This is a genomic window from Pseudoduganella albidiflava (assembly GCF_004322755.1).
Taxonomy (GTDB): domain Bacteria; phylum Pseudomonadota; class Gammaproteobacteria; order Burkholderiales; family Burkholderiaceae_D; genus Rugamonas; species Rugamonas albidiflava.
The window spans coordinates 3,500,963-3,527,368 of sequence record NZ_CP036401.1 but is presented as its reverse complement, the minus strand read 5'-3'; the positions used below and the strand labels follow the sequence as shown (position 1 = coordinate 3,527,368).

Genomic DNA, 26,406 nt, shown 5'->3' with positions numbered 1-26,406 from the left:
CGTTTATTTATATATGGTGCTAACGGATTTACAAGCTTTTGCAATCCGGTCAATTGATTTCCAGATCGCTGCCGCGTCGTTGCCAATTCGTTGCCAGAACGGTTCGCATTCTTTAATACGCACTTAAGCGTGAGGGGCGAATCAGCGCCGTGTCTCCTGTAGAATAAGCCGGGAGCGGGCTTGTAATGAACGAGCCTGTCCGCAAATCGTCATTTTAGAATTCGGAGCATGCCGATGAAGAAGCAAATGCTGCTGGCCGCGATGTCGCTGGCTATCCTGTCCGCCTATGGTAATGCCGCGCCCGCCGACAAGGCGGCCGTCGAGCAGCTCAAGCCTGCCGCACAGCAGACCCAGGCCGCGCTGTGGGCGTCCCGCGTGCTGTCCCGCTATCACTACAAGGCGACGCCGCTGGACGATGCGATGTCGGAAAAGATCTACGACCGCTATTTCAAGTCGCTGGATGCGGAAAAGCTGTTTTTCGTACAAGCCGACCTGGACAAATATGCCGGTGCCAAAGGCAAGCTCGACGATGCGATCGTCGGCGAAAACCTGCAGATGCCGTTCGACATCTACAACCTTTACCAGCAGCGCTTCAACGAGCGCATCGCGTACGCCCGCGAATTGCTGAAGACCAAGCCCGATTTCACGCTGGACGAAAGCTACCAGTACGACCGCGAAAAGGCCGAATGGCCGAAGAGCGAGGCCGATGTGAAGGACCTGTGGCGCAAGCGTGTCAAGAATGACTGGCTGCGCCTGAAACTGGCCGGCAAGGACGACAAGGCGATCCGCGACACGCTGGACAAGCGCTATGAAAACTACCTGTCGCGTTCGCGCAAGCTGAACGGCGAGGATGTGTTCCAGATCTTCATGAACGCGTATGCGATGTCGATCGAACCGCACACCAATTACCTGGGCCCGCGCGCTTCCGACAATTTCGACATCCAGATGCGCCTGTCGCTGGAAGGCATCGGCGCCGTGCTGCAGACGCGCGACGAATACACGGTGATCCGGGAGATCGTTACCGGCAGCCCGGCCGGCATGTCCGGCAAGCTGAAGGTGGGCGACAAGATCGTCGGCGTGGCGCAGGGCGAGACCGGCGCCGTCACGGACGTGCTGGGCTGGCGCATCGACGACGTGGTGCAGCAGATCCGCGGCCCGAAGGATTCCAAGGTGCGCCTGCAGGTGCTGCCGGGCGACGCCGGTCCCGATGCGAAGCCGGTGATGATTTCGCTGGTGCGCAAGAAGATCAGCATGGAAGAGCAGTCGGCCAAGAAGACGATCATGGAAGTGAAGGATGGCGCCGTGAAACGCCGCATCGGCGTGATCTCGCTGCCCACTTTCTACCAGGATTTCGAGGCCCGCCGCCGCGGCGACAAGGACTACAAGAGCGCCACGCGCGACGTGGCACGCCTGCTTGCCGAGCTGAAGAAGGACAAGGTCGACAACGTGCTGATCGACCTGCGCAACAACGGCGGCGGTTCGCTGACCGAGGCGGTGGAGCTGACCGGCCTGTTCATCGACAAGGGCCCCGTGGTGCAGCAGCGCAGCGCCGAAGGCCGCGTGGAAGTGGAAAACGACACGCTGCCCGGCCTGGCATGGGATGGTCCGATCGGCGTGCTGATCAACCGCGGCTCGGCATCGGCATCGGAAATCTTCGCCGCCGCCGTGCAGGATTACGGCCGCGGCATCGTCATCGGCGAACCGAGCTTCGGCAAGGGTACCGTGCAGACGCTGATCAGCCTGGACCGCTTCGCGCAGGACAAGCAGCGCCTGGGCGAACTGAAGATGACGGTGGCGCAGTTCTTCCGCATCAACGGTGGCACCACGCAGCTGCGCGGCGTCACGCCGGACATCAAGCTGCCGCAGCTGACCGATGCCGAGAACTTCGGCGAGTCGAGCTACGACAATGCGCTGCCGTACACGGTGATCAAGCCGGCCGTCTACATCCCGGCCGGCGAGGTGAAGGACATCGTTCCGCTGCTGGCCAAGAAGCATGAGGCACGGGTGGCGAAGGACAAGGACTTCCAGTTCCTCGTCGAGGACGTCAACTACGTGAAGCAGCAGCGCAAGGACAACCTCATCTCGCTGAACGAGAAGGAGCGCCGCAAGGAGCGCGACGAGCAGGAAGCGCGCGCCAAGCAGCGCGATGCCCGCCTGGCCGCCGCGCCGTCCGCGGACGATCCGATCCTGGTGCCCGATCCGAAGGAAGCGGCCAAGAACGCCGTCGCCGCCAAGCCGGCCGGCGCCAAGCAGGCCAAGCAGGCTGCCGCCGCCGTGAAGGGCGTCAGCCGCACCGATGATGGCCTGCAGGGCGACGAACGCTCGCTGAGCGCCGAACTGGAAGCGGAAAAGGCCGCCAAGAACGCCAAGGACGTGCTGCTGCTGGAAGCGGTGCACATCATGGCCGATGAAGTGAGCCTGCTGAAAACCGATACCCGTCTCGCCTCGCGCGTGCTGCCGTACGCGCCGGACCGCTGATCATTCCTGGCAGGGATGACTCCTGGGGAGCCTTCGGGCTCCCCTTTTTTTCGCCGGCATTCCATTGCCGGCCCGACGCTCCGCCGCGCTTCGATCAGATCGCTGACTATTTGCAGTTATGGGGCCTGCCTATAACTAGTATCACTACAAACGAGTTGCGCAATATGGCGCGCCGCAGCATAATTGAACCGTCTCCTCTATTCTCCTCCAAGGAAATAGACTTCAGCCCGCCAGCTTGGCGGGCTTTTTTTTTGCTCGTTGTGGAGTGCGCCGGGCACCGTTTCCTTCGCGTATTCGTGGCAAGATTGCCATGAAAGCGCATAGATTTACCCCTACAGCGAAAGGCCGGGGTCAGACCCGCCGGGTCTGACCCCTGAATTTGCCGTTGGGGTGGCCTAACTCAACAGCGCGAGGTGCCGCCGCAGTTACTTCTGCAAACGTTGCCGCCAAGGCAATCGTGCGCCGCCCGGGGGCGTTTTTGCGTGTAGTCGAGTTTCAGCAGCCTGGGTCGCCGGGCGGAAAGGACTCTCCCATGCAAGCAGTCAAGCCGGCCCGGCCGACGGGACCCGCGATCGTCGTCAATGGCGTGGAGCACCACATGAACGTGGACGTGCGCACCACGCTGCTCGATTACCTGCGCGACCACCTGCACCTGACGGGCGCCAAGAAGGGCTGCGACCACGGCCAGTGCGGCGCCTGCACGGTGCACCTGAACGGCCGGCGCATCAATGCCTGCCTGGCGCTTGCGCTGGCGCACGAGGGCGATGGAGTCACCACCATCGAGGGCCTGGGGTCGCCCGAACGCCTGCATCCGATGCAGGCCGCCTTCGTGCAGCACGACGGCTACCAGTGCGGCTACTGCACGGCCGGCCAGATCATGTCCGCCGTGGCGCTGCTGGAGGAACCGTGCGGCGGCGACGATGCGGCGATCCGGGAATGCATGAGCGGCAACCTGTGCCGCTGCGGCGCGTATGCCAACATCGTCGCGGCGATCCGGCAGGTGCGCGGGGAGGGCGGGGAATGAGGCCCTTCGAACTGCGCCGCGCCGCCAGCGTGGACGACGCGGTGCTGCTGGGCGCCTCCTCGCCGACCGCGCAGCAGGGCGCCACCGTGCGCTACCTGGCCGGTGGCACCACCCTGCTGGACCTGATGAAGCTGGACGTCGAGCATCCCGCCCACGTGGTGCAGATCGGGCACCTGGGACTGGACCGCATCGAGACGGCGCCGGACGGCGGCCTGTCGATCGGCGCCATGGTGCGCAACAGCGACCTGGCGCATGACGAGCGGGTGCGGCGCGGCTATCCGGTGCTGTCGCAGGCGCTGCTGTCGGGCGCATCCGGCCAGCTGCGCAACATGGCGACCACCGCCGGTAACCTGCTGCAGCGCACCCGCTGCGTGTACTTCCGCGATCCGCACATGGCGTGCAACAAGCGCGCGCCGGGCAGCGGCTGCGATGCCATGGAAGGCTATCACCGCAACCTGGCGCTGCTCGGCACCAGCGAACATTGCATCGCTTCCAATCCCTCGGACATGAACGTGGCGCTGGTGGTGCTGGAGGCGCGCATCCACGTGGCCGGCCTGCATGGCGGGCGCCAGATCCCGATCGCCAACTTCCACCTGCTGCCGCGCGACACCCCGCACATCGAGACCCCGCTCGCGGCCGGCGACCTGATCACGCACGTGACGCTGCCGCCGCTGCCGCCGGGCACCCGCTCGGGCTACCTGAAGCTGCGCGACCGGGCGTCGTTTGAATTCGCGCTGGCATCCTGCGCCATCGTGCTGCGGCTGGACGGCGGCAAGGTGGAAGAGATCCGCATCGGGCTGGGCGGCGTGGCCACGCGGCCGTGGCGCGCTGTGCAGGCGGAGCACATGCTGGTTGGCCAGCCGCTCACGATGGCCGCGATCACGGCCGCCGCCGCGGTGGCAATGCAGGATGCCGTGCCGCGGCCCGGCAATGCCTTCAAGGTGGAGCTGGCGCGGCGCTGCATCGTCGAGGCAATCGGCAACCTGGCCGGGGAGGAACTGCAATGAGCACGGATCTCATCGGCGCGGCATCGCCGCAGGACATCATCGGCGCGGCGTTGCCACGCGTGGAAGGGCCGCTGAAGGTCAGCGGCCACGCCCGCTACACGGCCGACCACCATTTCCCGGACATGCTGGTGGCCGTGCCGGTGTGCGCCACCATCGCCGTGGGCACCGTGCGCCATATCGACTGCAACGCGGCGCGGGCGATGCCCGGCGTGCGCGCCATCCTCACGCGCGAGAACATCGGCCACATCGCCCGCCTGCCGGAAAAGAGCCGGCTGAAGATCGACGAAACGGTGCCGCCGCTGCAGGACGATGAAGTGCGCTACTACGGCCAGTTCGTGGCGCTGGTGCTGGCCGATACGTTCGAAGCGGCGCGCGACGGTGCCCGCGCCGTGCAGGTGGACTACGCGGCTTCCGCGCCGGACGTGCGCATGGACATGGCACCGGACGACGAGCCCGAGGTCGTCACGGAGCGGGGCGACCCGGAGGCCGCATACGAGCAGGCCGCCGCGCAGGTCGACGAAACCTACCGCACGCCCGTCGAAACGCACAATCCGATGGAACTGCACGCCACCGTCGCCCGCTGGGAAGGCGACCGGCTGACGGTCCATGAAACCACGCAGGCCGTCGTCAACCACCGCGGCGTGCTGGCCGCCATGCTGCAGGTGCCGGAAGAGCGCGTGCGCGTCGTCACGTCTTACCTGGGCGGCGGCTTTGGCGGCAAGCTGTGGCCGTGGACCCATTCATTGCTGGCCGCGCAGGCGGCCCGGGTGGCGGGGCGGCCCGTCAAGCTGGTCGTCACGCGGCAGATGATGTTCCGTAACGTTGGCCACCGCACCAATACGCAGCAGCGCATGCGGCTTGCCGCCGGCGCGGATGGGCGGCTGCTGTCGCTGCGCCAGGATTTCCTGTACCACGACTCGCGCGCCGGCGTTTCCGAGGAATCGTGCGGCGAGGCGACCGGCTACCTCTATTCCACGCCGAACCTGCGCGTGACGGGGGCATCGTGCCGCCGCGATCTCGGCGTGAACACGGCGATGCGGGGGCCCGGCGTGGTGCCCGGCATGTACGCGGTGGAATCGGCGATGAACGAACTGGCCGACCGGCTGGGCATGGACCCGCTGGCGCTGCGGCTGCTGAACGACACGGCGCGCGACGAATCGAAGAACGTGCCGTTCTCGTCGCGGCACCTGAAGGAATGCCTGGAGCTGGGCGCCCGGCGTTTCGGCTGGGAGCGCCGCGATCCGGGCATCGGCGCGATGCGCGACGGCGCCACGATCCTCGGCTGGGGCATGGCGAGCGCCACGTGGCCGGGCATGCGCACCAAGGCGCAGGTGTCGATCAGCCTGCACGACGACGGCACTGTGCGGGTGCGCTCGGCCACGCAGGACATCGGCACCGGCACGTACACGGTGCTGGCGCAGATGGCCGCGCACGAGACGGGCGTCGACATCGCGCGGGTCAAGGTGGAGATCGGCGATACCGACTTCCCGGCCGGGCCGGTATCCGGCGGTTCGATGGCCACCGCTTCGCTGGTGCCGGCCGTGGTGATGGCGGCGCGCCATGCGATCCGGCAGCTGCTCGACGTGGCGGCCCGCCTGGACCCGGATGGCGAGCCGGCATTCGAAGGCGGACGGGTGATGCCCGCCGGGGTCGCGTTCGGCGAGGTCCTGCGGCGTGCCGCTGTCGAGGTTGTGGAGGGGCAGGGCGTCTCGAAGGCCAGTTCGGCCGACCCGCAGGCCAAGGCCGTATCGATACGGTCGTTCGGCGCCCATTTCGTGGAAGTGGGCTGGCAGCCGTCCATCGCGCGCCTGGCCGTGCGGCGGGTGGTTTCCGTGATCGACGGCGGCAGGATCGTCAACGCCCGCACGGCGCGCAACCAGATCGAGGGCGCCGTGCACATGGGCGTGGGCATGGCGCTGTTCGAGGAAACCCATTACGACCCCCGCTATGGCGCGCCCGTGAACGGCAACCTGGCCGACTACCTGATGGTCACGCACGCGGACGCGCCCGACGTCGACGTGACATTCCTCGACTATCCCGACGCCGCATTGAACGAGTACGGCGCGCGCGGCGTGGGCGAGATCGGGCTGGTGGGCGTGGCGCCGGCGATCACCGCCGCCGTCTACCACGCCACGGGCAAGCGCATCCGCTCACTGCCGGTGAAGATCGAGAATTTGCTGGGGTAGGCGGTGGGGGAGTGGGTATCGCATGCCTGCACCCCAACGGCGAAGGCCGGGGTCAGACCCGTCGGGTCTGACCCCAGATTCTGCACTTGGGTTTATTTGCACGGCATGCCACCCGCTACCGCTCGGCATCCTACTTCGCCGGCGCCTCCTCCCGTGCCCCTTCTTCCGGTTCGCCATCCGTATAGGTCGGCACCGGCCGGTGCTGGTTGGGCGCCGGCTTGCCCGCCAGCGGCGGCAGGGCGCGGGCCCGCTCCAGGTCGATGCCGGCGGCTTCGGCAACGCGGCGGCCGTAGTCCGCGTCGCAGTGCCAGAAGTGCCACACCATGCGCAGCGCGATCGGCTCGGGGCACTGGCGCAGGTCGTCGCCCAGGTTCTTCACCAGTTCGTCGCGCTCCCAGTCCTGGAAGGTGCGCCAGCGCTCGCCCGCCTGGCGGTAATCGTCCAGCGTGCGGCTGGTCTGGTAGCGGCCCAGGTGCCCTTCGACCCACTGCCGGTACTCCCTGGCGGGCCGGGGCGCTTCCTGGAGGCCGCCCATGCTGCTGGGCTCATAGTTGATGTGCCGGTCGAGTTTGCCGCCGTTGCCCGCATCGTCGACGTAGTACGCCATCTGCGCGTCGCGCTGGTTGGTGCGGGGCCTGGCCGCTTCCTGCGGCGCATTGATGGGCAGCTGCAGGTAGTTCGGCCCCACCCGGTAGCGCTGCGTATCGGAGTAGGACAGGGTGCGGCCCTGCAGCATCTTGTCGTCCGAAAAATCGACGCCGTCCACCAGCACGCCGGTGCCGAAGGCCGACTGCTCGGTTTCCGCGAACACATTGTCCGGATTCCGGTCCAGCACCATGCGGCCCAGCGGCAGCAGCGGGAACTGGTCTTCCGGCCAGCGCTTGGTATCGTCCAGCGGGTCGAAGTCGAGTTCCGGATGGTCGTCGTCGCTCATGAGCTGCACGCAGAATTCCCACTCGGGGAAGTCGCCGCGCTCGATGGCTTCGTACAGGTCCTTGGTGGCATGCCCGGTGTCGTTTGCCTGGATCTCGGCGGCCTGCGCGGCGGTGAGGTTGCGCACGCCCTGTTTCGGCACCCAGTGGAATTTCACCAGGTGGGCGATGCCTTCGTCGTTGACCAGCTTGTAGGTGTTCACGCCCGAGCCTTCCATCTCGCGGTAACTGGCGGGAATGCCCCACGGGCTTTTCACCCAGGTGACCATGTGCAGCGCTTCCGGCGAGTTGGAGACGAAATCGTAGAAGCGCCACGGCTCCTGGCGGTTGGTCACGGGGTCCGGCTTGAAGGCGTGGATCATGTCCGGGAACTTGACGGCGTCGCGGATGAAGAAGATCTTGAGGTTGTTGCCGACCAGGTCCCAGTTGCCGTCGACGGTCTTCAGCTTGACGGCGAAGCCGCGCGGATCGCGCGCCGTTTCCGGCGAATCCTTGCCGCCGATCACGGTCGAGAAACGCACGAACACGGGGGTGCGCACGCCGGTTTCGGTGAGCACGCGGGCGCGGGTGTACCGGGCGGCCGGCTCGTCGCCGATCTTTCCATAGGCTTCGAAGTAACCGTGCGCGCCGGTGCCGCGCGCGTGCACCACGCGCTCCGGAATGCGTTCGCGGTCGAAGTGCGTGATCTTTTCGATGAACTGGTAATTCTCCAGCGTGGCCGGACCGCGTTCGCCGACCGAGCGCAGCGCCTGGTTGTCGCGCACCGGGTGGCCCTGGCGGGTGGTGAGGATGGGGCGCTCGCTGCCGGCTCCCTCTGAAGTTGGCTTGCTGCTCATGGCTTTCCTTTCAGTGTGAATGACTGTGCGGGGCGACCACATGCTACCTTCGGCCGCCGTGCTCCGGCGCGCGCATGGCGTTCCTGCTAAGCTTGCGCTTCCTGTAACGAAGAGCCCTCTTGTGAATCGAACACTCATCGTCGGCATGCTGTCCGGCGCCCTCCTGCTGGCCGGCGCCGGCGCCCTGTATTACACCCTCCAGCCCGCGGAGCCCGGCGGCAAGCCGGCCGACGTTCTCGCGGTGCTGACGCCGGCCCAGGCCCGCACCGAACGGTTCTGGAGCGCGCGCGTGTCCACGCTGGGCGGCATCGGGGCAGCCGGTTTCGCCGATGGCGCCGCGGCGCGCAGCGCCTTCGCCGACCCGTTCGGCGTGGCGGCCGGGCCGCGCGGCACCGTCTACGTGACCGACGGCGGCGACAACAACCGCATCCGCACCATCGCGCCGGACGGCACCGTGGCCACCCTGGCCGGCGGCCGCGAAGGCTACGCGGATGGCAAGGGCACGGCGGCCATGTTCCACACGCCATCCGGGCTGGCGCTCGACCATGCGGGCAACCTCTACGTGGCCGATACGGGCAACCACGCGATCCGCCGGATCGCGCCAGACGGCACCGTGACCACGCTGGCCGGCAATGGCCAGCCCGGCTACGTGGATGGCCGAGGCAATGCCGCGCGCTTCAATGGGCCGGTGGGCATCGCCGTGGACGATACCGGCGTGGTGTACGTGGCCGACACCTACAACGACCGCATCCGCCGCATCGCGCCGGACGGCACCGTGACCACGGTGGCGGGCAGCGGGCAGCCCGGCCTGCTCGATGGACCGGGCACCGCGGCGTCGTTCGACACGCCGGGCGGCATCGCGGTCGCGCGCGACGGTACGCTGTTCGTTGCCGACACGGGCAACCATGCGGTGCGGCGCATCGATGCGGCGGGCACCGTGTCCACCGTGGCGGTGCCGGCGGAAGGGGAACGGCGCTCGCCGCTGCGGCGCCCGGTGGGCATCGCCGCCACGCGCGACGGCTACCTGTACGTGACCGCAGGTTCGGGCCGCGTGCTGCAGGTCACGCCGGAAGGCGCCTTCCAGCCGCTGGCCGACTTCGACCGCCCGGCCGAACCGGGCTACGGCAGCGATGGCACGGTGAACCTGTCCAGCCCGCGCGGCGTGGCCGTGGCGCGCGACGGCAGCGTGATCGTCGCCGAGGGCCTGGCCTTCACGGTGCTGCGCCTGGCGCCCGCGGTCGACGGTGGTGCCGCGCCGGTGCGCCGTGCGCGGGCGCCGGTGCCGCGCCGCGAACAGCCGATGCCGTGGCCCGTGCTGCCCCAGAATGGGCCGCACGAGGTGGTGGGCGTGATGGGCGAGGTGCGCGGCAATTTCGAAGGCGACAGCCGCGACCACTTCCACATGGGGCTCGACGTGCGCGCCGACGTGGGCGCGCAGGTGGTGGCCGTGGCCGCCGCGAAGGTGACCGATCCTTATCCGAACTGGGGCTACGCCAGCCTGAGCGAAGGCATGACCGTGGGCACGCTGTCCTACATCCACATGAAGGTAGGCCGCGACCGGCGCGACAAGCCGCTCGATGCGCGCTTCACGGTGCTGCCGGACGCGCGGGGCAAGCCGGCGCGGGTGCGCGTGCAGCGGGGCACCCGCTTCGCCGTGGGCGACACGCTGGGCACCATCAATGGCATGGCCCACGTGCACCTCGACTATTTCCCCACCGGCGGCGTGGAAAACCCGTTGACGCTGCCGTTCGCCGGCCTGCGCGATACCGTGCCGCCGCGCATCCAGGGCGTGGTGCTGCTGGCCGGCGGCGGCAAGCGGCTCGGCGCCCCGCCGGTCGCGCGCGGCAAGAAACGCAAGGCCCCGCCGCCGCCGCGCCGCGTGACGGTACCGCGCGCGGTGGGCGAGGTGGACATCGTCGTCGATGCGTGGGACCAGATGGATGGCAACCTGGAACGGCGCCGGCTGGGCCTCTACAAACTGGGCTACCAGTTGCTGAAGGAAGACGGCTCGCCGGCGCCCGGCTACGAGCAGCCCCGCATCACGCAGGTGTACGACCGGCTGCCGCGCAACCAGGATGCGGTGAAGGTGCTGTATGCGGCCAGCAGCGGCATCACCGTGTACGGTAGCAAGTCCACCCAGTTCGCCTATGCGCTGAACAATACGCTGGCGGACGGGCAGGTCAGCCCCGGCGCCTGGGATGTGTCGGGCATCGCGCCGGGCAACTACACGCTGCGGATCTACGCGGCGGATTATGCGGGGAATGTGGCGGTGGAGGGGCGGGACGTGGCGATCACGGTGGAGTGAGGATCAGGCCCGGGAGGATAAACCCCAGTGCAGAATCCGGGGTCAGACCCGGCGGGTCTGACCCCAGCCCTTCGCTTTTGGGGTGAATGCTTGCGCTTTCATGTGCTGGGTAACGCCTAACTGAACGGCATTGGGGTACGTCCCCATTTTTACGACAATGCTTCCGCAGGGGAGCCCGCTGGCACCAGCAGCCGCAGCCTGCCGTCGAGGGCCTCGAAATGCAGCGGCGTGGACAGGGTCAGCACTTCGCCGTCGACGGCGGCCTTGATGCGCTTGCGGCCATAGAACGGCGTACGCACCGTCATGCGGCGGAAACCGAAGGTGACGACATCGCCCGTGTCGCCCAGGCGGCCCAGCACGCCGTTGAGCACGATGCCCAGCATGCCCAGCTTGCCGGCCGGCTTCGGCGCCACGGCGGCCAGTTCGCCATCGGCCACGTCGGGAGCCTGTTCGGTCAGCCCCACCTGTTCCATCTGCAGGCGGTTGTTGCCCACGAAGAGGGTATGGGTGCGCAGGTGCAGCGTGCGGTCTTCGGCCTCCAGCGTGAGGCGCAGGCGGCGGTGCGGCAGGAAGATGGTCTTCAGCGCGGACAGGAAGGCGACCACGCGGCTGCGGCCATAATGCCGCTTGTCCTGCTCGCGCTCTTCGAGCAGTTTCGGATACAGCCCGATGCTGGCGTTGACGAGGAAGATGCGGCCATTCACGGAACCGATCTGCACCGGCCGGATCGTGGCCCCCAGCAGCGCATGGACGGCTTCCGTGAGGTCTTCCGAAATGCCGTGCGTGCGCCCGAAGTAATTGAAGGTGCCCTGCGGCAGCGCGCCGAACGGACAGCCATGGCGGACGGCCTGGCGGGCCACGGCGTTGATGGTGCCGTCGCCGCCGGCTGCGACCAGGATGCCGCCGTTGGCGCAAGCCTTGCCGGCATGGGCGATGGCGGCTTCGTCGAGCTCGCCGCCATCTTCCACCAGGTGCAGGTAAAAACGCCGTCCCGCCGCCGTCAGGACTTCCTCGATGGCGGCGCGGCGTTCTTCTTTTTCCGAAGCGCCGGAACCGGCGTTGAGGACGATGTACAGCGGCGCGTCGGCGGGTAGCGTGGTGTCGGTCATGGTGACCAACTGTAACACCGAGCGGGCCGCCACGCGCGCACGAACGGCTGAGCGTGGCGGCCGCGCATCGGCGGGCGATGGCGCCGCTGGTCCTGGCTTACCGCGCCACTTCCACCGTGGCCGCTGCCGCCGGCGCCGCGCCTTCACCCAGGTAGAAACTGGTGTGCGGCGGCTGGTTGTAGCCGGCGTTCTGGCCCGCCACCTGCACGCGGTACTGCGCATCGTGCATCAGCGTCGGGATCCGGTGCGCGGTCGGGATGGTGGTGGAAAACACCAGCAGTTCGGTATTGTCCGCCGTGCGCCACACCACTTCCTCGCGCCAGTCGCCCAGGATGTCGGCCGACAGCACCGGTGTGGCCTTGGTGCCGTTGTTCGACGCCGCGTTGTACGCCGCGCCGTCGAGCAGGTTCTCGAAGGCGAAGGCGGCCGGATTCCACTTGGCGATCGCCACGCCGTCCAGCGATTCGCGCAGCAGGTCGCCATCCCACCAGCTGGCGAAGTTCATGCTGCCCGGCCGGTTGGTGGAGATCTGCTGGCCGCTCACGTTGAACAGGCCGCCGCGCGATGCCCAGCACTCGGCGCCCGGGTAGGCGGGATCGATGTCGTAGCACACGCCGCGGCCCACGTCGACGGTGGCCGGGGCGCCCCACAGCAGCGCACCGGTGGCGGCGTCATGGAAGCTGGCGCCATTGCCCTTGTAGCAGGAGGGGCTCTCGTGCACCATGTAGATCTGCTGGCCGGTGCGGGCCGGATCGAGCTTGCCGACGTGCAGCGCATCGCCGTGGCACAGGCCGGTGCTGTACATCAGGTGGCCGTCGCTGCCGATGGTGGCCGCGCCGTAGACGATGTCGTCCTTGCCATCCTCGTTCACGTCCGCCACCGAGAACCAGTGGGCGCCCTGGCCGCGCGCCTCGGCGCCTTCGTGGTCGGTATCGAACACCCAGCGGCTGGTCAGCTGGCCGTCGCGGTAATCCCACGCGGCGATCACGGCGCGCGTGTAGTAGCCGCGCGAGAAGATGGCGCTGGGCCGCTTGCCGTCCAGGTAGGCCACGCCGCCCAGGAAGCGGTCGACGCGGTTGCCATAGTTGTCGCCCCACGAGCCGACGGTGCCGCGCGCCGGCAGGTAGTCGGTGGTGGCCAGCGCCTTGCCGGTACGGCCATCGAAGACGGTGAGGAATTCCGGGCCGGCCAGCACGTAGCCGGCGCTGTTGCGGTAGTCCGCGGCCGGATCGCCGATCACGGTGCCACGGCCATCGACCGTGCCGTCGGCCGTCTTTACCATCACTTCGGCCTTGCCGTTGCCATCCAGGTCATACACCACCATTGTCGTGTAGTGGGCGCCGGCGCGGATGTTGCGGCCCAGGTCGATGCGCCACAGGCGCTTGCCATCGAGCCGGTAGGCATCGAGGTAGGTATTGCCGGTGTGGCCGCTCTGCGAATTGTCCTTGGCATTGGTGGGCTGCCACTTCACCACCAGTTCGTACTTGCCGTCGCCATCCAGGTCGGCCGTGGCGCCGTCGTTCATCTCATACGTGTACGCCACGCCGGTGGGTGTCACGCCGCCTTCCGGCTGCTGCAGCGGAATGCGCAGCACCGGCTCGCTCCAGGTGGCTAGCGCGTATTCTTCCTGCCCCTTCTTTTCCTTGCCCTCGACCACCGGCCGGATCAGGTAGCGGGCGCCGCTGGTGCCCGCCGTGTCGGTGAAATTGCTCGCCACCAGCGGTTCGGCGTTCAGTTTCACCTCGTCGCGGTAGATGTTGAAGCGGGTCGCTGGATCGTCGGTGCCGAGCACGCGCCAGCTGATGAAGACGGTGCCGCCGGTGGCGATGGCGACGGCGCCGCGATCGAGTTTCTCGAGCTGCCTGCCCTGGGCGGCGAATGCCGGCTGCGTCAGCGCGAGCGCCAGCAGTGCGATCGGTGCAAAGGTACGGTTCATTGATTCCCCATTGTTATGGTTGGCGAAAGAGCGGTGATCGGCTGCGCCGTGCGCCGTGCGCATCTGCGTAGCCGTACTGCGCGGTGCTGTGCATCGCCGGCGCGTCTCCTCGCGCCGAGGCCGTGGGTACTGCCGTGGCCGGCCGTCACGCCGCATGCGCCGGGTCGGCGCATGTTCATTGGGAAGCAGGGCGCGGTGCGCCGTGCTGTCGCCTGGAGTGGGAATCGAGTATCGGGATTGGCCGGACCAGTGTCAATCGAGGGGAGCGAAGCACTCATCAAGATGAGCGTTGAGCGGGTATTGGCTGTGCGTGCGCGTCATGGTGGTGTGTTCACGGTGTACGCGGGGTGCGCCCACGCGGCAGGAAGTGGCCGGCGCGGGCGGGCAGGCTCTCGCCGGCGCGATAGGACAGCACCCCGTTGACGAACACCAGCTCGATGCCGGCACTGGCCTGGATCGGGGCTTCGAAGGTGGCGCGGTCGCCCACCTGCTCCGGGTCGAGCACCACGAGGTCGGCGTGGAACCCGGCCTCTATCCGGCCGCGCCGGTCCAGCCCGAAGCGGGCGGCGGACATGCCTGTCATCTTGTGCACCGCCGTCTCCAGCCCGAACAGCTTCAGCTCCCGGCTGTAGTGCCCCAGCACGCGCGGGAAGGTGCCCCACAGCCGTGGATGCGGGTGGCGGTCATGCGGCAGGCCATCCGAGCCGATCATCGTGGCCGGATGCCGGAGCACGCGCTGTACATCGGCTTCGTCCATCTGGAAATAGCAGGCGCCGCCGGGCTGCAGGCGTTCGCACGCCTCGCGCTGGGTACAGTTCCAGTCGGCGGCGATATCGGCCAGGTAGCGGCCCGCCAGCTGCGGATGGGTGTCGGACCAGGTGACGAGGATGTCGATCACATCGTCCACCAGGTCGGCGCGCAGCACGGTGGACCCGGCGACATAGGGATAGGCGTCGAGCCCGATCGACTGGTGCTTTCCCGCGCACTCCACGTACGCCAGCGTCTCGCGGGTACGGCCCCAGTTGGCCGGTCCGGCGCACTTGTGGTGCGACAGCACCAGCGAAATGCCTGCCTCGCGGGCCACTTCCGTGGCTTCCTCCATCGAGGCGAGGATGGCTTCGAACTCGTCGCGCAGGTGGGTGGCGTAGACGCCGCCATGGCGCGCGGCGATCCGGGCCAGCGCGGTCAGCTCCCCCATGTCGGCGGCCGCGGCGGGGCCGTAGAAGACACCGCTGCTTAAACCGATCGCTCCATCGCGCATGGCGCGGTCGAGCACATCGCACATGGCGTCCAGTTCGGCGGGCAGCGCGGCGCGCGCCAGGTCGGCCACATTGTCGACGCGCAACGTCGTATGGCCCACCAGAGCCGCCACGTTGACGGCTGGCCGCGCCGCGTTGACAGCGTTTGCATACGCGTCCAGGCTGTCGAAACGGAAGCCACCGGCGTCGCCCAGCAAGGTCAATGGCGCAGGCACGGCGTGATCGGTACCGGCACGCACGAGAGGGGCGAGGCTGATGCCGCAGTTGCCCACGATCACCGTGCAGATGCCCTGGCTGATCTTGGGCAGCATCGCCGGCGCGGTCAGCACGATATGGTCATCGTGGGTGTGCACGTCGATGAAGCCCGGCGCGATGACCTTGCCGCCGGCATCGAATACCGTCACGTCCGCGCCACGGCTGCCGGCCAGGCCGGGGCCGATCGCCTGGATCCGGCCATGCTCGACCAGCACGTCGGCGCGGTAGCGCGGCGAGCCGGTGCCGTCGATCACGGTACCGCCCCGCAGCAGGATGGCGCCTGGCGGGCGCTGGGCCGGCGGCGTCATGCCGGCTCCGGCGCGTCGGGGTCGTCGCCGGCCTTGTTGAGCGCATTGCGTTCGGCCTGCGACCAGCCAAGCCGCATGGCGGGGTGGTTGCTGTCGATGCCGCGCTCGATCAGCACGTCATGGAACCTGCGCATGCGCGCGATGGCGGCGTCGCCGCGGCGCAGGCCGACGCCCACCATCAGGATCTCCAGGAAGCTCATGTGTGCAAGGTAGGCCTCGGTACTGACCCGTACCACCGCGTCTTCCGGCACGGTCACGGTGATGGGAATGTGCGCCAGCTCCGCCAGCGGGGTATCGGGCTGGGTCAGGGCGATGATCGTGGCGCCCTGTTCCCTCGCCACTTCGACGGCTTCGAGCAGCGACGGCATGCGCCCCACGTGGGAAATCGCCAGGACCGCGTCGTCGCTGGTCAGGGTCGCCGCCGATACCAGCTGCATGTGGGCGTCCGAATAGGCATTGGTGGTGAGTCCGATGCGGAAGAAGCGTGCCTGCGCATCGGTCGCCATGAAGCTGGAGGTGGCGCCTACGCCATAGCAATCCAGCCGTTTCGCCCGGGCCAGCGTGGCGATGGCCTTTTCCAGCACGACCGCATCGAGCTTCTGCTCCAGGTCCACCATCGACGCGACCATGCCGCGCAGGATTTTCTGCGCCACGGTCAGCGCGTCGTCGCTGGCCTGCACGGTGCGGTGCAGGAACGGCGTGCCCACCGCAAGCTGCTGGGCCAGCTGCAGCTTGAATTCGCGCAGCCCTTCCAGTCCCAGTGCACGGCACAGCCGCACGATGGTGGGAGGGCTGACATTGGCGCGCTGGGCCAGCGCATCGACATTGGCCCGCAATGCCCATTGCGGATCGGCCAAAATGGCGACGCCCACCTGGCGCTGCGCGGCCGGCAGCAGGTCCAGCTGGGCCTTGAGAAGTTCGACGACATTCATGGGTGGCCTCAGAAAAATGTTTGGATGGCGGAGCGGACGTTGTAGCTGTCGTCGACGACAGGCAGCCACCGCCATTTATCGAAAGTGGTGCAGGGGTGCGAGATACCGCAACCGATCAGGTCGCCAACTGCCGGCGCCGGTCCGGGTGGAAAGCGCAGGTAGGCGTGCTGGTCGTTCATCTTCGCGATGGTCCAGTCCTTGCCGATTGGCGCGCGTCCTGCCGCATCGACCCAGGCGAACGGCATGGGCAGGTCGAGGTCGAACGAGGCGTCACGCTTGCCCAGTGCCAGGATCGCCAGGCCGGGTTCGGGCTGCGACTGCACCTGGCACCAGATTTCCAGCGCCGGCTGCAGGCCCGGGCGCTCCTGCCAGCGTGCGCCACTGCGGGCCCGGATGTCTTCCATGAAGCGCTGGTAAAAGCCCGAATCGTGGGCCAGGTAGCAGCCGCTGCGCAAAATGGTGCGGACGGGACGCGACAGCTGCATGGGCAAGGTACGGGCCACCACATCGAAGGCGGCCGAGCCGCCGGCGGAAAGCACGATCTCCTCTCCATGGAACAGGCCTTCCGCATCGCACTGGCGTGCCACTTGCTGTACCACCTGCATCAGGCCGGTCACGGCCGCCGCATCCGTCGCGCTGTGGCCAGTCACTTGCAGGCCTTCGTAGCATTCGATTCCGCTCAGGGCCACGGCGCTGGAACCGGCGATGGCCCGCGCCAGCGCCATTGCCTGCGCGACGCTGCGGCAACCCGTGCGGCCGCCGTCGATGCCGCATTCGATCATCGCCAGCAGGCGGCAATCGTGCGCGTCCGCGGCCAGCACGCCCTCGATCAGGGCAAGCTGCGCCATCGAATCGACCAGCACATGCAGTTCCAGGCCAGGGGTGTCGCGCAGCAGCCGGGCGGCTTGCAGGATATCCGCACGCGCCACCAGCTGGTTGGCCAGGATGACGCGGCGCAGTCCGAGCCGGACCGCCAGGCTGACCTGCTGCATGGTGGCCAGCGTCATGCCCCATGCGCCGGCGGCGAGCTGTTGCGCGAACAGCTGGGGCGCCATGGTGGTCTTCCCATGCGGGGCGATGAGCACGCCGCTCTCGCGGGTAAAGTCGGCCATCCACGCCAAGTTGTGGTCCAGTGCGGAGCGCTTGAGCAATGCCACCGGAAACGGCAGGTCGCCGCGCAGGACGTTCCACCCGGCGCTGCCGATGTCGCGGATGGCGCGCGGCGCCGCGTCGTGCGGATACCCTTTCAGTTCAGGGGTGAGGACGAACTGTTCGATGGTACTCAGGTCGAGCACGTTGGGATCGACCGTGTTGGGATCGACCGTACTGGGATCGGGCGTGTCTGGAGCGGGCATCCTGTTGATCATGGAAAGTCAATTGGTTGGGATAGTTGGAGGTGAGAAGGCGCCGGTGCCGGAATGATCGCCGGCACATCGGTGCGGAGACACGCGCGCCAGCGCCCTGGTTCGGTTTCGGTCAGCTGCGGTACGTCCCGTGCGCAGGCATCCTGCGCATACGGACACCGGGTGCGGAATACGCAGCCGGAAGGCGGCATCGCCGGGCTCGGGAGATCGCCGCGCAAGACGCGCCGCGTGTGCGCCAGTGCCCGCGCACCGCCCTCCGGACGCGGTGAAGCCGCCAGCAGGGCTTCGGTATACGGATGCAGCGGGCGCGCGAACAGTGCCGCGGTCGATGCGATCTCCATCACTTTTCCCAGGTAGAGCACCACGACCCGGTCGCACATGTATTCCACCACATCGAGATCGTGCGAAATGAACAGCATCGACAGGTTGAGGCGCTCCCTGAGATCGAGCAGGAGGTTGATGACCTGGGCCTGGATCGATACGTCCAGCGCCGATACCGGTTCGTCGGCAACGATGAAGCGCGGCTCGACGGCCAGCGCGCGGGCGATGCCGATGCGCTGGCGCTGGCCACCGGAAAACTCGTGGGGATAGCGTTCCGCATGCTCCGGGCGAAGGCCGACCAGTTCGAGCAGGGCCGCGATGCGGGCGGGGCGCGCGGCGCCGGGATGCAGGCCATGCGTGCCGAGCGCCTCGCCGATGGCCTGGCCGATACGCAGGCGCGGATTGAGGCTGGCGTACGGGTCCTGGAACACGATCTGCAGCTCCCGCCGCAGCGAGCGCATGCGGCGGGCCGAGGCCTGGCCCAGGTCCTCGCCGAGGTAGCGGACGGCGCCTCCGCTGGCTTCCTGCAGGCGAAGGATGGTCCTGCCGATCGTGCTCTTGCCAGAGCCCGACTCGCCCACCAGTCCCAGCACTTCGCCGGCGGCCAGCGTAAAACTGACGTCATCCACCGCGCGCACCGGATGGCCGGGTACCTTGCCTGGATAATACTTGCGCAAACCCCTTACCTCCAGAAAAGGCAGGGCATGCGTTCCGGATTCTCGCTTCATGCCGCACTCTTCCCGCTTCATGCCGCTCTCCCGCTTCATGCCGCGCTCCGGTCGATGCAGCGCACGCTGCGCCGCGAAGGCAGCGCCACCAGCTCGGGCATGGCGCTCACGCAGGCGTCGCGCGCCAGGTGGCAGCGCGGTGCGAAGGCGCAGCCGGGCGGCGGCGACAGCGGGCTGGCCACCTGGCCGGGAATCGCCTGCAGGCGGCGCCGTGCCGTACCGCCGGCACTGCCGCCAGGGCCCCGGTTCCGCCCGGGCAGGCACGCCAGCAGGCCGCGCGTGTACGGATGCAGCGGATGGTCGAAGATCTGCGCGACATTGCCCTGCTCGAGCACCCGCCCGCCGTACATGACGACCACGCGATCGGCGATTTCCGCCACCACGCCCAGGTTATGGGTGATGAACAGGATACCGGTGCCGGTCTCGCGCTGCAGCTTCTGCAGCAGGGCGAGGATCTGTACCTGGATGGTCACGTCCAGTGCGGTGGTGGGTTCGTCCGCGATCAGCAACCGCGGTTTGCAGGACAGCGCCAGGGCGATCATGGCGCGCTGGCGCATGCCGCCCGACAGCTGGTGCGGGTAGGCCTGCACGCAGCGCGCGGCGTCGGGGATCTCGACAAGCTCGAGCATCTCCTTCGCATGGCGCAATGCGGCGTGGCGATCCAGTCCGAGGTGCAGCCGCGTGCTCTCGGCAATCTGCGCGCCGATCGTCATCAGCGGGTTCAGGCTCGTCATGGGTTCCTGGAACACCATCGCGATCTCCTTGCCGCGCAAGGCGCGCAGCTGGCCGGGCGGCAGGCCCGCAAGATCGACCGCCACGCCGTCGCGACGGCGAAACAGGATGCTGCCGCCGACGATGCGGCCCGCCGTCGGAGGAATCAGGCCCATGATGGACAGGCTGGTCACGGATTTGCCAGAACCCGACTCGCCCACCACCGCGAGCGTCTCCCCGGGGAACAGCTCGAAACTGACGGATTCCACCGAGCGCACCGTCCCCTGGCCGGTGAAGAAATGGGTTTGCAGCTGGTCCAGCACCAGCAGGGGCGCGGGCTCGGGGGCGCTCGCGGGCACGGATGCGATGGTCATAGCGATTTCCTCAAGCGTGGGTCGAGCATGTCGCGCAGGCCGTCGCCCACCATCTGGAGCGAGACGGCAGCCAGCATGATGGCCAGTCCGGGGAACAGGACCAGCCAGATGGCCTGGTCGGTAAAGGCCTGTCCGGAGGCCACCATGGCGCCCCAGGTCGGCACTTCCGGCGGCACGCCCATGCCCAGGAAGGACAGCCCGGCCTCGGCCAGCATCGCATAGGCGAAGATGAAGCTGGCCTGCACCAGGATGGGTGAACTCATGTTCCCCAGCACGTGGACGAAGACGATCCGGATAGTCGGCACGCCCAGCGCGCGCGCCGCCTCCACGAAGAGCATTTCGCGCACCACCAGGGTGGCGGCGCGAACCACACGCGCCACCCGGGGGGTGTAGACGATCGACAGCGCCAGCACCACGCTCCGTACCGAGGCGCCCAGGGTAGCCACCAGTGCGATGGCCAGCAGGATGTCCGGGAACGACATCAGCGCATCGACCACGCGCATGAGCGGCGCGTCCAGCCGCGGGAAGAAGCCCGCGCACAAGCCGATCAGCACCCCGGCGCCCGTGGAGAACACCACGACCATCGCACCGATCAGCATGGACCAGCGTCCGCCTTCCACCACGCGGGTGAACATGTCGCGCCCGAACTCGTCGGTGCCGCACCAATGCCGTACCGAAGGGGAGAGCAGGCGCGACGGCACATCGAGTTCGCCCGCGTCGTAGGGCGAGAGCATGGGGCCGAACAGGGCAAGTGTGGAAAGCACGAGCAGGCTGAGTGCGCCAAACAGCACCAGCTTGCGCTTGCGGCAAAGTGCGATGAACGATCGCATGGCGCTCCTTCAGTAGCGGATCCGCGGATCGATCGCCATGTACAGCAGATCGATGCCGAGGTTGATCAGGACATAGGTGGCGGCAATGACGAGCAGGGCGCCCTGGATGACCGGATAGTCGCGCCGCAGCACGGCCGATACCACCAGGCTGCCGATACCGGGCAGGCCGAACACGGTTTCGGTCACGGCGGCGCCGCCGATCATCAGGGCGGCCGTCAAGCCGATGACGGTGACCACCGGGACGAGCGCATTGCGCAGCGCATGCCGGACGATGGTCTGGACTTCCGGGAGGCCCTTCGCGCGGGCCGTGCGCACATAGTCGTCGGACAGCACGTCGAGCATCGAAGCGCGGGTGAAGCGAATGATCAGCGACGAATTGAGCACGCCCAGCACCACGGCCGGCAGCACCAGGTGGCGCAGTTTTTCAAAGAAGAGCGGCGCTTCCGGGTTTCCGTAGCCCGCCACGGGGAACCAGCCCAGTTCGACGGCGAACAGCTGCATCAGCAGCATGCCGAACCAGAAACTGGGCATGCTGGCCCCCAGCATGGCCACGCCGGTGACGGCCTGGTCGACCATGCGCCCATGCCACACGGCGGACAGGACGCCGCACGGGATGCCGATCGCGCACGCCAGGGTCACGCCCAGCAAGGCCAGCAGCAGGGTGGGTTCGGCGCGCGCCAGCAGCGCTTCGCCAACCGGGATTTGCAGGAAGATGGAGTGGCCCAGGTTGCCGCGCGCCACCTCCATGAGCCAGCGGCCGAACTGCTCCGGCAGCGGCCGGTCGAGCCCGTACTGCGCGCTCAGGCGCGCCACGTCGGCGGCGCTGGCCTGCTCACCCAGCATCATCGCGGCCGGATCGCCGGGCGCCAGCCGGGTGATGAGGAACACCAGCGTGGCGACGATCAGCATGACCACCGCCATGCCAAGCAGGCGGGTGCCCAGGTATCGCAGCAGTGCCGCGCTCATGCCGCAACCCCGGCGTTCCAGAAGAAGGGCCAGGGCATCGCGACGTAGCCACGCAGCGAGGCGGCGCAGGCAGCCAGGCTGTTGAAGCTGCCGAGTTTGATGTACGGCACTTCCGTATAGACCAGGGCCTGCACGCGGCCCCATTCCGAGGCGCGCCGGGCACCGTCGGCCAGCCGGTTCAGCCGCTCCATGGCCGCGCGCTTGGCCGCGCTGTCCCAGCCGCCCGGCGCGCCGCTGCCCAGCTGCGGCGGCGCCAGCACCGGTTCCGGCAGCAGGACCGAATGGGTGATGTAGATGTCCCACAGCGCGCTCTGGTTGCGGCGCTGGACCAGCGTGGCCCAGTCGACGACCTGCAGGTCGACCAGGAACCCGGCCTTGCGCAGCTGGCTGCCGATGACCATCGCGATCCGGTAGTGGAACTCGTACTGCTTGCTGACCAGCAGGCGCACGGCGCCGCCACGGTAGCCGGACTGGCTGGCCAGGCGGCGGGCCTTGTCCGGGTTGTTCTGGTTGTAGTCGCTTGCCCTGGCGTCGGAGTGAAATGGCGAGCCGGGCGGATAGTGGCTGGCCTCGACAGTATAGAAGCGCCGGTCGCCGAAGGCCGCGGCCATGATGTCGTTCATGTTCAGCGCTGCCTGGACACCCTGGCGCATGGCCTGGTCCGCGAGGATCCCCGCGCTGGTATTCAGGACCGCATAAGGAAAGCCGAACGGGGCGGTGACGACCGGCCGTACCTGGGGCTGCCCGTCGAAGCGCACCAGCTTTTCGACCGGCAGCTGGTCGGCATAATGAAACTGGCCCGACATGGCGCCTTCGATCCGGGTGTTCGGATTGGGCACCGGAATGAAGCGCAGCTCCGCCAGCAGGGCCTGGCGCCGCCCGGCATAGCCATCGGCCGGTTCGGCGCGCGCGCTGTACTGGTCGAAGCGGCGCAGCAGCACATACTGGTCGGCCCGGCGTTCGACAAAGCGATAGGGGCCGGTGCCAATAAAGCGCTGGAGTGGGCCGTCACCGGTGGCAGCCGGCATGATGGCGGCAAAGCCGGCTGGCAGCGCCAGCTGGGCCAGCAAGGGCGCGTAGCTGCCGCGCAGCACCAGCTCCAGCGTGTACCGGTTGGGCGCATGCAGGCTGACGATTTCGCCGGCGACGGTCTTGCCGCGCGGGGCCAGGCGCATCCAGCGCCGCAGCGAGGCGATCACGTCGGCGGCAACCATCTCGGTGCCATCATGGAAACGCACGCCCTGGCGCAGCGGGATCGCCAGGTGCCGGCCGTCGCCGGACTGGATCGGCATGCCGGCCGCCAGCATCGGGACCACCCGCCAGCGGGCGTCGAACGTGTACAGGGTTTCGAAGACATGCTGCATGATGGTGCCGACCAGGTCCGAGGTCGACGCCATCGGGTCGAGCGTCTGCGGTTCGCCGATCATCGCCAGGTTGGCACTGGCGCCGGACTGCGCCGTGCCGCCGGATGCGCCGGATGCGCCGGATGTGCTGGCTGCGCCGACCGGCAGTGCCAGGCCGGCCAGTGCCAGCAGGGAGCGCCGCCGCGCGGGGCGCGGTGGCGGGCGAAGCTTGTTCAATAAGGTCATCGATCGCTGGTTGGTAGGGATGACTGAAAAAGCGGCGGCGCATACGCCGCCACCCGGGCTGCACGGCGACTAACTTACCACCTGGCGCCGACCCGCACGCCGAACATGCGCGGATCGTTGTAGGAGCCCAGCACATAGCCCGGTTCGACAACCCTGGCAAAGTTCTTCGAGATCGTGTCGCCGGCGTTCTTGACGTACGCTTCGACATGCCACTTGCCGTTCGGCGCTTCGAGCCGCAGGGCCGCATCGACGACGCCATACGACGGTTCGGCATCGGAGACATGCGAGGTGTCCAGGTTGCGCAGTGTAAAGTACATCTTGTCCTGCCAGCGAGCCGCCAGCCACGGCGTCAGCGTGTAGCCATTGGCGAGCTCGAAGTCGTGCGCGATGTCGATGCGCACGCTGTGGCGCGGCGCGTTGGGCAGGTCGTGCCCCGTGATATCGACAGGGAACAGGTTGCGCAATGCCGGATCGGTGCCGGTATAGCGCACGCAGGGCGGCGCGCCGGCGCTGGTGCGGATGTTGCAGCTGATGTCGCGATTCTCGCTGTAGCCCGGATAGGAACGCACCTTGGCCCGCAGGTAACCATAGGCATAGTTGATCCGGGTGCCTGGCTGCGGACGGTACTGGCCTTCCAGTTCGAGGCCCGACATGGCCGATTTCGCCGCGTTGGTGGTGCCGTACAGGACGACCACGTCGCAATAGGGCTCGGCGGCACTGCAGGGAATCTTTGGAATGATCTTGCCCACGGTGACACCGCCGGTCAGCTGCATGTCGTCGTAGCGGCTGTGGAATACCGTGGCCGACAGCGACAGCTTGTCGCCGAACAGGCGCCCCTTGTAGCCGAATTCGAGATTGGTGACCGTCTCCGGTTCCCAGGGGAGGTTGGTATAGTGGGGACCAGGGGGGCGGTCGGCGCAGTTGCCGTTCAAGCCGTTGGCGCAGATATTCTGCACATCGCTGAAACCGCCCGCCTTGTAGCCGGTCGATAACGAGGTGAACAGCATGTCCTTCGGCGTGGCCTGGTAGTTCAGGCCAAGACGCCAGGTCGCCTTCTTCCAGGTACCGGCGTTGTTGCTCACCTGCGGTACCAGGGTCGGGCTCAGCCCGGCCAGCCCATAGTAGGCGCCCATGCCCGGCAACAGATGGGTGCTGTTGAATGGCTGGTATCCCGGCGTGCCCGGAACGCCCGGGGTGTATTGGCCGAGGAAGTAGATACCGCGATCACTCGAGGTGCGCGTGTCGTAGTATTCGCCGTTGCTATCGGTGCGTTTGTCGCGGGTATAGCGGGCGCCGGCCGTCACGGTCCACCGTGGTGCGAACGTCCAGTCGGCCTGTGCGAACACGGCTTTGGAATCGGCCTGGCGATCGGTCTGGTGATACAGGTAGGCGTAAGTGGGATAGCCATAGGTGCCGCTCGCGTTGGCAAGGTAGTCCTGGCCGAAGTCGATCGCATTCTTCTCGTGCAGCCAGAACAGCCCGGTCACGTAGCGCACCTGGGCCACCTGGCCGCGCAACTGCAGCTCATGGACACGCGAGACGTACTTGGACGATGTGGTGAAGGTCGCCTGGTCGTTGTACGGCGAGGTGCCGGGACGATTGACCAGGTCGCTCAACACCGGCTGATAGCCGAGGTCGGTGTCGATGATCTGGCGCCGTTTCTGGGTCGCGTAGGCGGCGTTGTATTCGAGCGTATTGCCGGCGTTGATGTTCCACGATAGCCCCGTGCGCACGGTGTCGATCGACATGTCCATCTCGCCGGGCGTGTTGATGGTGATGTCCCACTGGCTGCCTGGACAGGCATACGGGGTGCCGGCGGCCAGCCTGCAGTCCTTGAGCGAGATATCGCCGGCGCCGTCGTTCTGGTACTTCTCGTAGGCCAGGCGCCACTCCACGTCGTTCGTCACCTTCAGGCGCGACTGCAGGCGGTACGCATACTCATCCTTGTTGTTGTACCACTTGTCCCGGCCGATCGCGGCGTTGTGGCGCTGGTCGACCGCTGGAATGGGCGCGCCATTGGCATCGAGCGCGGGGGTGATGCCCAGGCTGGGAAAGTTCGGCGCGTAGAAGTCGCGGCTCTGGTTGAGGTAGCTGTCACGCTGGAGCTTCGAATACGTGGCGCGCAGCGCCCACCGTTCGTTGATGCCGATGTTCTGCACGACGGACACCTGGCGGTGGTTGTAGTTGCCGACCTCCGCCTCGACCTTGCCGTCGCGGTTGCCGAATTCCGGCCTGGCGGGAATGATGTTGATGCTGCCCGCGGTGGAATTGCGGCCGAACAGCGTGCCCTGCGGTCCGCGCAGCACCTCGACCTGCTCCAGGTCGAACAGCAATCCCAGCGCGGCCTGCGGACGCGGCGAGTACAGGCCGGCGACGTGCAGGCCGACGGCGGGATTGCCGATTTCGGTGAAGTCGTTGCTGCTCACGCCGCGGATGGCGATCTTGACGCCGGAACTGCCGTTCGGCGCACTGCCGAGCTGGAGGTTGGGGATCTGGCCGCTCAGGCCCCGCACATCGGTGATGCCCTGGCGTGTCAAGGCCTCCTGGGTCACGGCGGTCATCGAGACAGGGGTTTTCAGCAGCGAGGTCGAATGCCGCGTCGCGGTCACGATCACCTCCTGGAAAGTGCTGCTCCCATTGTCCGGCGCGGGTGCGGCGGCCTGCGGGGCCTGCACGGGGCTGCTGGCGACCTCCGGCCCGGACGGCTCGGTCTGCTGGGCGGTGGCACTGGCCGCCATGGCGCAGCAGGCGCTGGCGATGGCAAGGGTCGTTTTGCTGAGGTTGTAAGGCGATCGTTTCATCTTTTGTACCCGGGTTAACGGCATATGTTTGGATTTTCGGATCACACGAAAGCAGCGCGTGACTGGCGTAACGACAACTGGAACGACGATGCGGACTCGACAGGGCGCAACTGCCCGGCGTGCACGCAAATGCACGGCACGTAGCGCACCGCATG

The 26,406-nt window shown here is 67.6% G+C and carries 17 protein-coding genes; 5 read left to right on the top strand and 12 right to left on the bottom strand.

Annotation, left to right across the window (positions count from 1 at the left end):
• The first annotated feature begins 234 nt into the window (after window positions 1–234).
• The 4 genes from EYF70_RS14605 (at window position 235) to EYF70_RS14590 (ending at window position 6,695) form a co-directional block, all read left to right on the top strand.
• Window positions 235–2,478 carry a carboxy terminal-processing peptidase gene (locus tag EYF70_RS14605; protein ID WP_131146065.1) on the top strand — a complete coding sequence of 748 codons (2,244 nt, stop codon included), beginning with the start codon at window positions 235–237 and terminating at the stop codon, window positions 2,476–2,478.
• A gap of 532 nt (window positions 2,479–3,010) precedes the next feature.
• Window positions 3,011–3,502: a (2Fe-2S)-binding protein gene (locus EYF70_RS14600; RefSeq protein WP_131146064.1), complete on the top strand. Its 492-nt coding sequence runs from the start codon at window positions 3,011–3,013 to the stop codon at window positions 3,500–3,502.
• Window positions 3,499–4,509, top strand: a complete 1,011-nt coding sequence (locus tag EYF70_RS14595; RefSeq protein ID WP_131146063.1) for an FAD binding domain-containing protein — start codon at window positions 3,499–3,501, stop codon at window positions 4,507–4,509. Before EYF70_RS14600 ends, EYF70_RS14595 begins: the two co-directional genes overlap by 4 nt.
• The gene (locus tag EYF70_RS14590) at window positions 4,506–6,695 is read left to right on the top strand and encodes a xanthine dehydrogenase family protein molybdopterin-binding subunit (RefSeq protein WP_131146062.1); all 2,190 of its coding nucleotides are present in this window, start codon (window positions 4,506–4,508) and stop codon (window positions 6,693–6,695) included. The genes EYF70_RS14595 and EYF70_RS14590 overlap by 4 nt, the downstream gene beginning before the upstream one ends.
• Before the next feature lie 130 nt (window positions 6,696–6,825).
• Here EYF70_RS14590 and EYF70_RS14585 read toward each other — a convergent pair whose 3' ends face one another.
• A complete protein-coding gene (locus EYF70_RS14585; RefSeq protein WP_131146061.1) occupies window positions 6,826–8,463 on the bottom strand; it encodes a catalase in 1,638 nt (545 codons plus the stop codon).
• 121 nt (window positions 8,464–8,584) lie between these two features.
• Here EYF70_RS14585 and EYF70_RS14580 point away from each other — a divergent pair, with 121 nt between their 5' ends.
• On the top strand, window positions 8,585–10,768 hold the full coding sequence (locus EYF70_RS14580; protein WP_131146060.1) for an NHL repeat-containing protein: 2,184 nt from the start codon (window positions 8,585–8,587) through the stop codon (window positions 10,766–10,768).
• Between the two features lie 149 nt (window positions 10,769–10,917).
• On the opposite strand, the gene EYF70_RS14575 is transcribed toward EYF70_RS14580, so the two are convergent.
• From EYF70_RS14575 to EYF70_RS14525, 11 genes are all read right to left on the bottom strand, one after another.
• Window positions 10,918–11,877: a diacylglycerol/lipid kinase family protein gene (locus EYF70_RS14575; protein WP_131146059.1), complete on the bottom strand. Its 960-nt coding sequence runs from the start codon at window positions 11,875–11,877 to the stop codon at window positions 10,918–10,920.
• Between the two features lie 97 nt (window positions 11,878–11,974).
• Entirely contained in the window at window positions 11,975–13,813 is a 1,839-nt protein-coding gene (locus EYF70_RS14570) for a rhamnogalacturonan lyase (protein ID WP_131146058.1), read from the bottom strand.
• A 331-nt stretch (window positions 13,814–14,144) separates the two neighbouring features.
• Window positions 14,145–15,635: an N-acyl-D-amino-acid deacylase family protein gene (locus tag EYF70_RS14565; protein WP_131146057.1), complete on the bottom strand. Its 1,491-nt coding sequence runs from the start codon at window positions 15,633–15,635 to the stop codon at window positions 14,145–14,147.
• A complete protein-coding gene (locus EYF70_RS14560) occupies window positions 15,632–16,567 on the bottom strand; it encodes a MurR/RpiR family transcriptional regulator (RefSeq protein WP_131146056.1) in 936 nt (311 codons plus the stop codon). Before EYF70_RS14560 ends, EYF70_RS14565 begins: the two co-directional genes overlap by 4 nt.
• A gap of 8 nt (window positions 16,568–16,575) precedes the next feature.
• Complete coding sequence (locus EYF70_RS14555; RefSeq protein WP_229420868.1) at window positions 16,576–17,934, bottom strand: amino acid deaminase; 1,359 nt, start codon at window positions 17,932–17,934, stop codon at window positions 16,576–16,578.
• Window positions 17,931–18,980, bottom strand: a complete 1,050-nt coding sequence (locus EYF70_RS14550) for an ABC transporter ATP-binding protein (RefSeq protein ID WP_131146055.1) — start codon at window positions 18,978–18,980, stop codon at window positions 17,931–17,933. Before EYF70_RS14550 ends, EYF70_RS14555 begins: the two co-directional genes overlap by 4 nt.
• Window positions 18,981–19,015: 35 nt before the next feature.
• Complete coding sequence (locus EYF70_RS14545; protein WP_131146054.1) at window positions 19,016–20,065, bottom strand: ABC transporter ATP-binding protein; 1,050 nt, start codon at window positions 20,063–20,065, stop codon at window positions 19,016–19,018.
• Window positions 20,062–20,895, bottom strand: a complete 834-nt coding sequence (locus EYF70_RS14540; protein ID WP_131146053.1) for an ABC transporter permease — start codon at window positions 20,893–20,895, stop codon at window positions 20,062–20,064. The genes EYF70_RS14545 and EYF70_RS14540 overlap by 4 nt, the downstream gene beginning before the upstream one ends.
• A gap of 9 nt (window positions 20,896–20,904) precedes the next feature.
• Window positions 20,905–21,849 carry an ABC transporter permease gene (locus EYF70_RS14535; protein ID WP_131149101.1) on the bottom strand — a complete coding sequence of 315 codons (945 nt, stop codon included), beginning with the start codon at window positions 21,847–21,849 and terminating at the stop codon, window positions 20,905–20,907.
• 8 nt (window positions 21,850–21,857) lie between these two features.
• The gene (locus EYF70_RS14530) at window positions 21,858–23,450 is read right to left on the bottom strand and encodes an ABC transporter substrate-binding protein (RefSeq protein ID WP_131146052.1); all 1,593 of its coding nucleotides are present in this window, start codon (window positions 23,448–23,450) and stop codon (window positions 21,858–21,860) included.
• 74 nt (window positions 23,451–23,524) lie between these two features.
• Window positions 23,525–26,251, bottom strand: coding sequence for a TonB-dependent receptor (locus EYF70_RS14525; RefSeq protein ID WP_131146051.1), 2,727 nt, complete (start codon window positions 26,249–26,251; stop codon window positions 23,525–23,527).
• Window positions 26,252–26,406: the final 155 nt, after the last annotated feature.

Excerpts from the sequence above, each read along its gene's own strand:
- EYF70_RS14605 (WP_131146065.1), top strand. The coding sequence starts at position 235 with ATGAAGAAGCAAATGCTGCTGGCCGCGATGTCGCTGGCTATCCTGTCC.
- EYF70_RS14600 (WP_131146064.1), top strand. The coding sequence starts at position 3,011 with ATGCAAGCAGTCAAGCCGGCCCGGCCGACGGGACCCGCGATCGTCGTC.
- EYF70_RS14595 (WP_131146063.1), top strand. The coding sequence starts at position 3,499 with ATGAGGCCCTTCGAACTGCGCCGCGCCGCCAGCGTGGACGACGCGGTG.
- EYF70_RS14590 (WP_131146062.1), top strand. The coding sequence starts at position 4,506 with ATGAGCACGGATCTCATCGGCGCGGCATCGCCGCAGGACATCATCGGC.
- EYF70_RS14585 (WP_131146061.1), bottom strand. The coding sequence starts at position 8,463 with ATGAGCAGCAAGCCAACTTCAGAGGGAGCCGGCAGCGAGCGCCCCATC.
- EYF70_RS14575 (WP_131146059.1), bottom strand. The coding sequence starts at position 11,877 with ATGACCGACACCACGCTACCCGCCGACGCGCCGCTGTACATCGTCCTC.
- EYF70_RS14570 (WP_131146058.1), bottom strand. The coding sequence starts at position 13,813 with ATGAACCGTACCTTTGCACCGATCGCACTGCTGGCGCTCGCGCTGACG.
- EYF70_RS14565 (WP_131146057.1), bottom strand. The coding sequence starts at position 15,635 with ATGACGCCGCCGGCCCAGCGCCCGCCAGGCGCCATCCTGCTGCGGGGC.
- EYF70_RS14560 (WP_131146056.1), bottom strand. The coding sequence starts at position 16,567 with ATGAATGTCGTCGAACTTCTCAAGGCCCAGCTGGACCTGCTGCCGGCC.
- EYF70_RS14555 (WP_229420868.1), bottom strand. The coding sequence starts at position 17,934 with ATGATCAACAGGATGCCCGCTCCAGACACGCCCGATCCCAGTACGGTC.
- EYF70_RS14550 (WP_131146055.1), bottom strand. The coding sequence starts at position 18,980 with ATGAAGCGAGAATCCGGAACGCATGCCCTGCCTTTTCTGGAGGTAAGG.
- EYF70_RS14545 (WP_131146054.1), bottom strand. The coding sequence starts at position 20,065 with ATGACCATCGCATCCGTGCCCGCGAGCGCCCCCGAGCCCGCGCCCCTG.
- EYF70_RS14540 (WP_131146053.1), bottom strand. The coding sequence starts at position 20,895 with ATGCGATCGTTCATCGCACTTTGCCGCAAGCGCAAGCTGGTGCTGTTT.
- EYF70_RS14530 (WP_131146052.1), bottom strand. The coding sequence starts at position 23,450 with ATGACCTTATTGAACAAGCTTCGCCCGCCACCGCGCCCCGCGCGGCGG.
- EYF70_RS14525 (WP_131146051.1), bottom strand. The coding sequence starts at position 26,251 with ATGAAACGATCGCCTTACAACCTCAGCAAAACGACCCTTGCCATCGCC.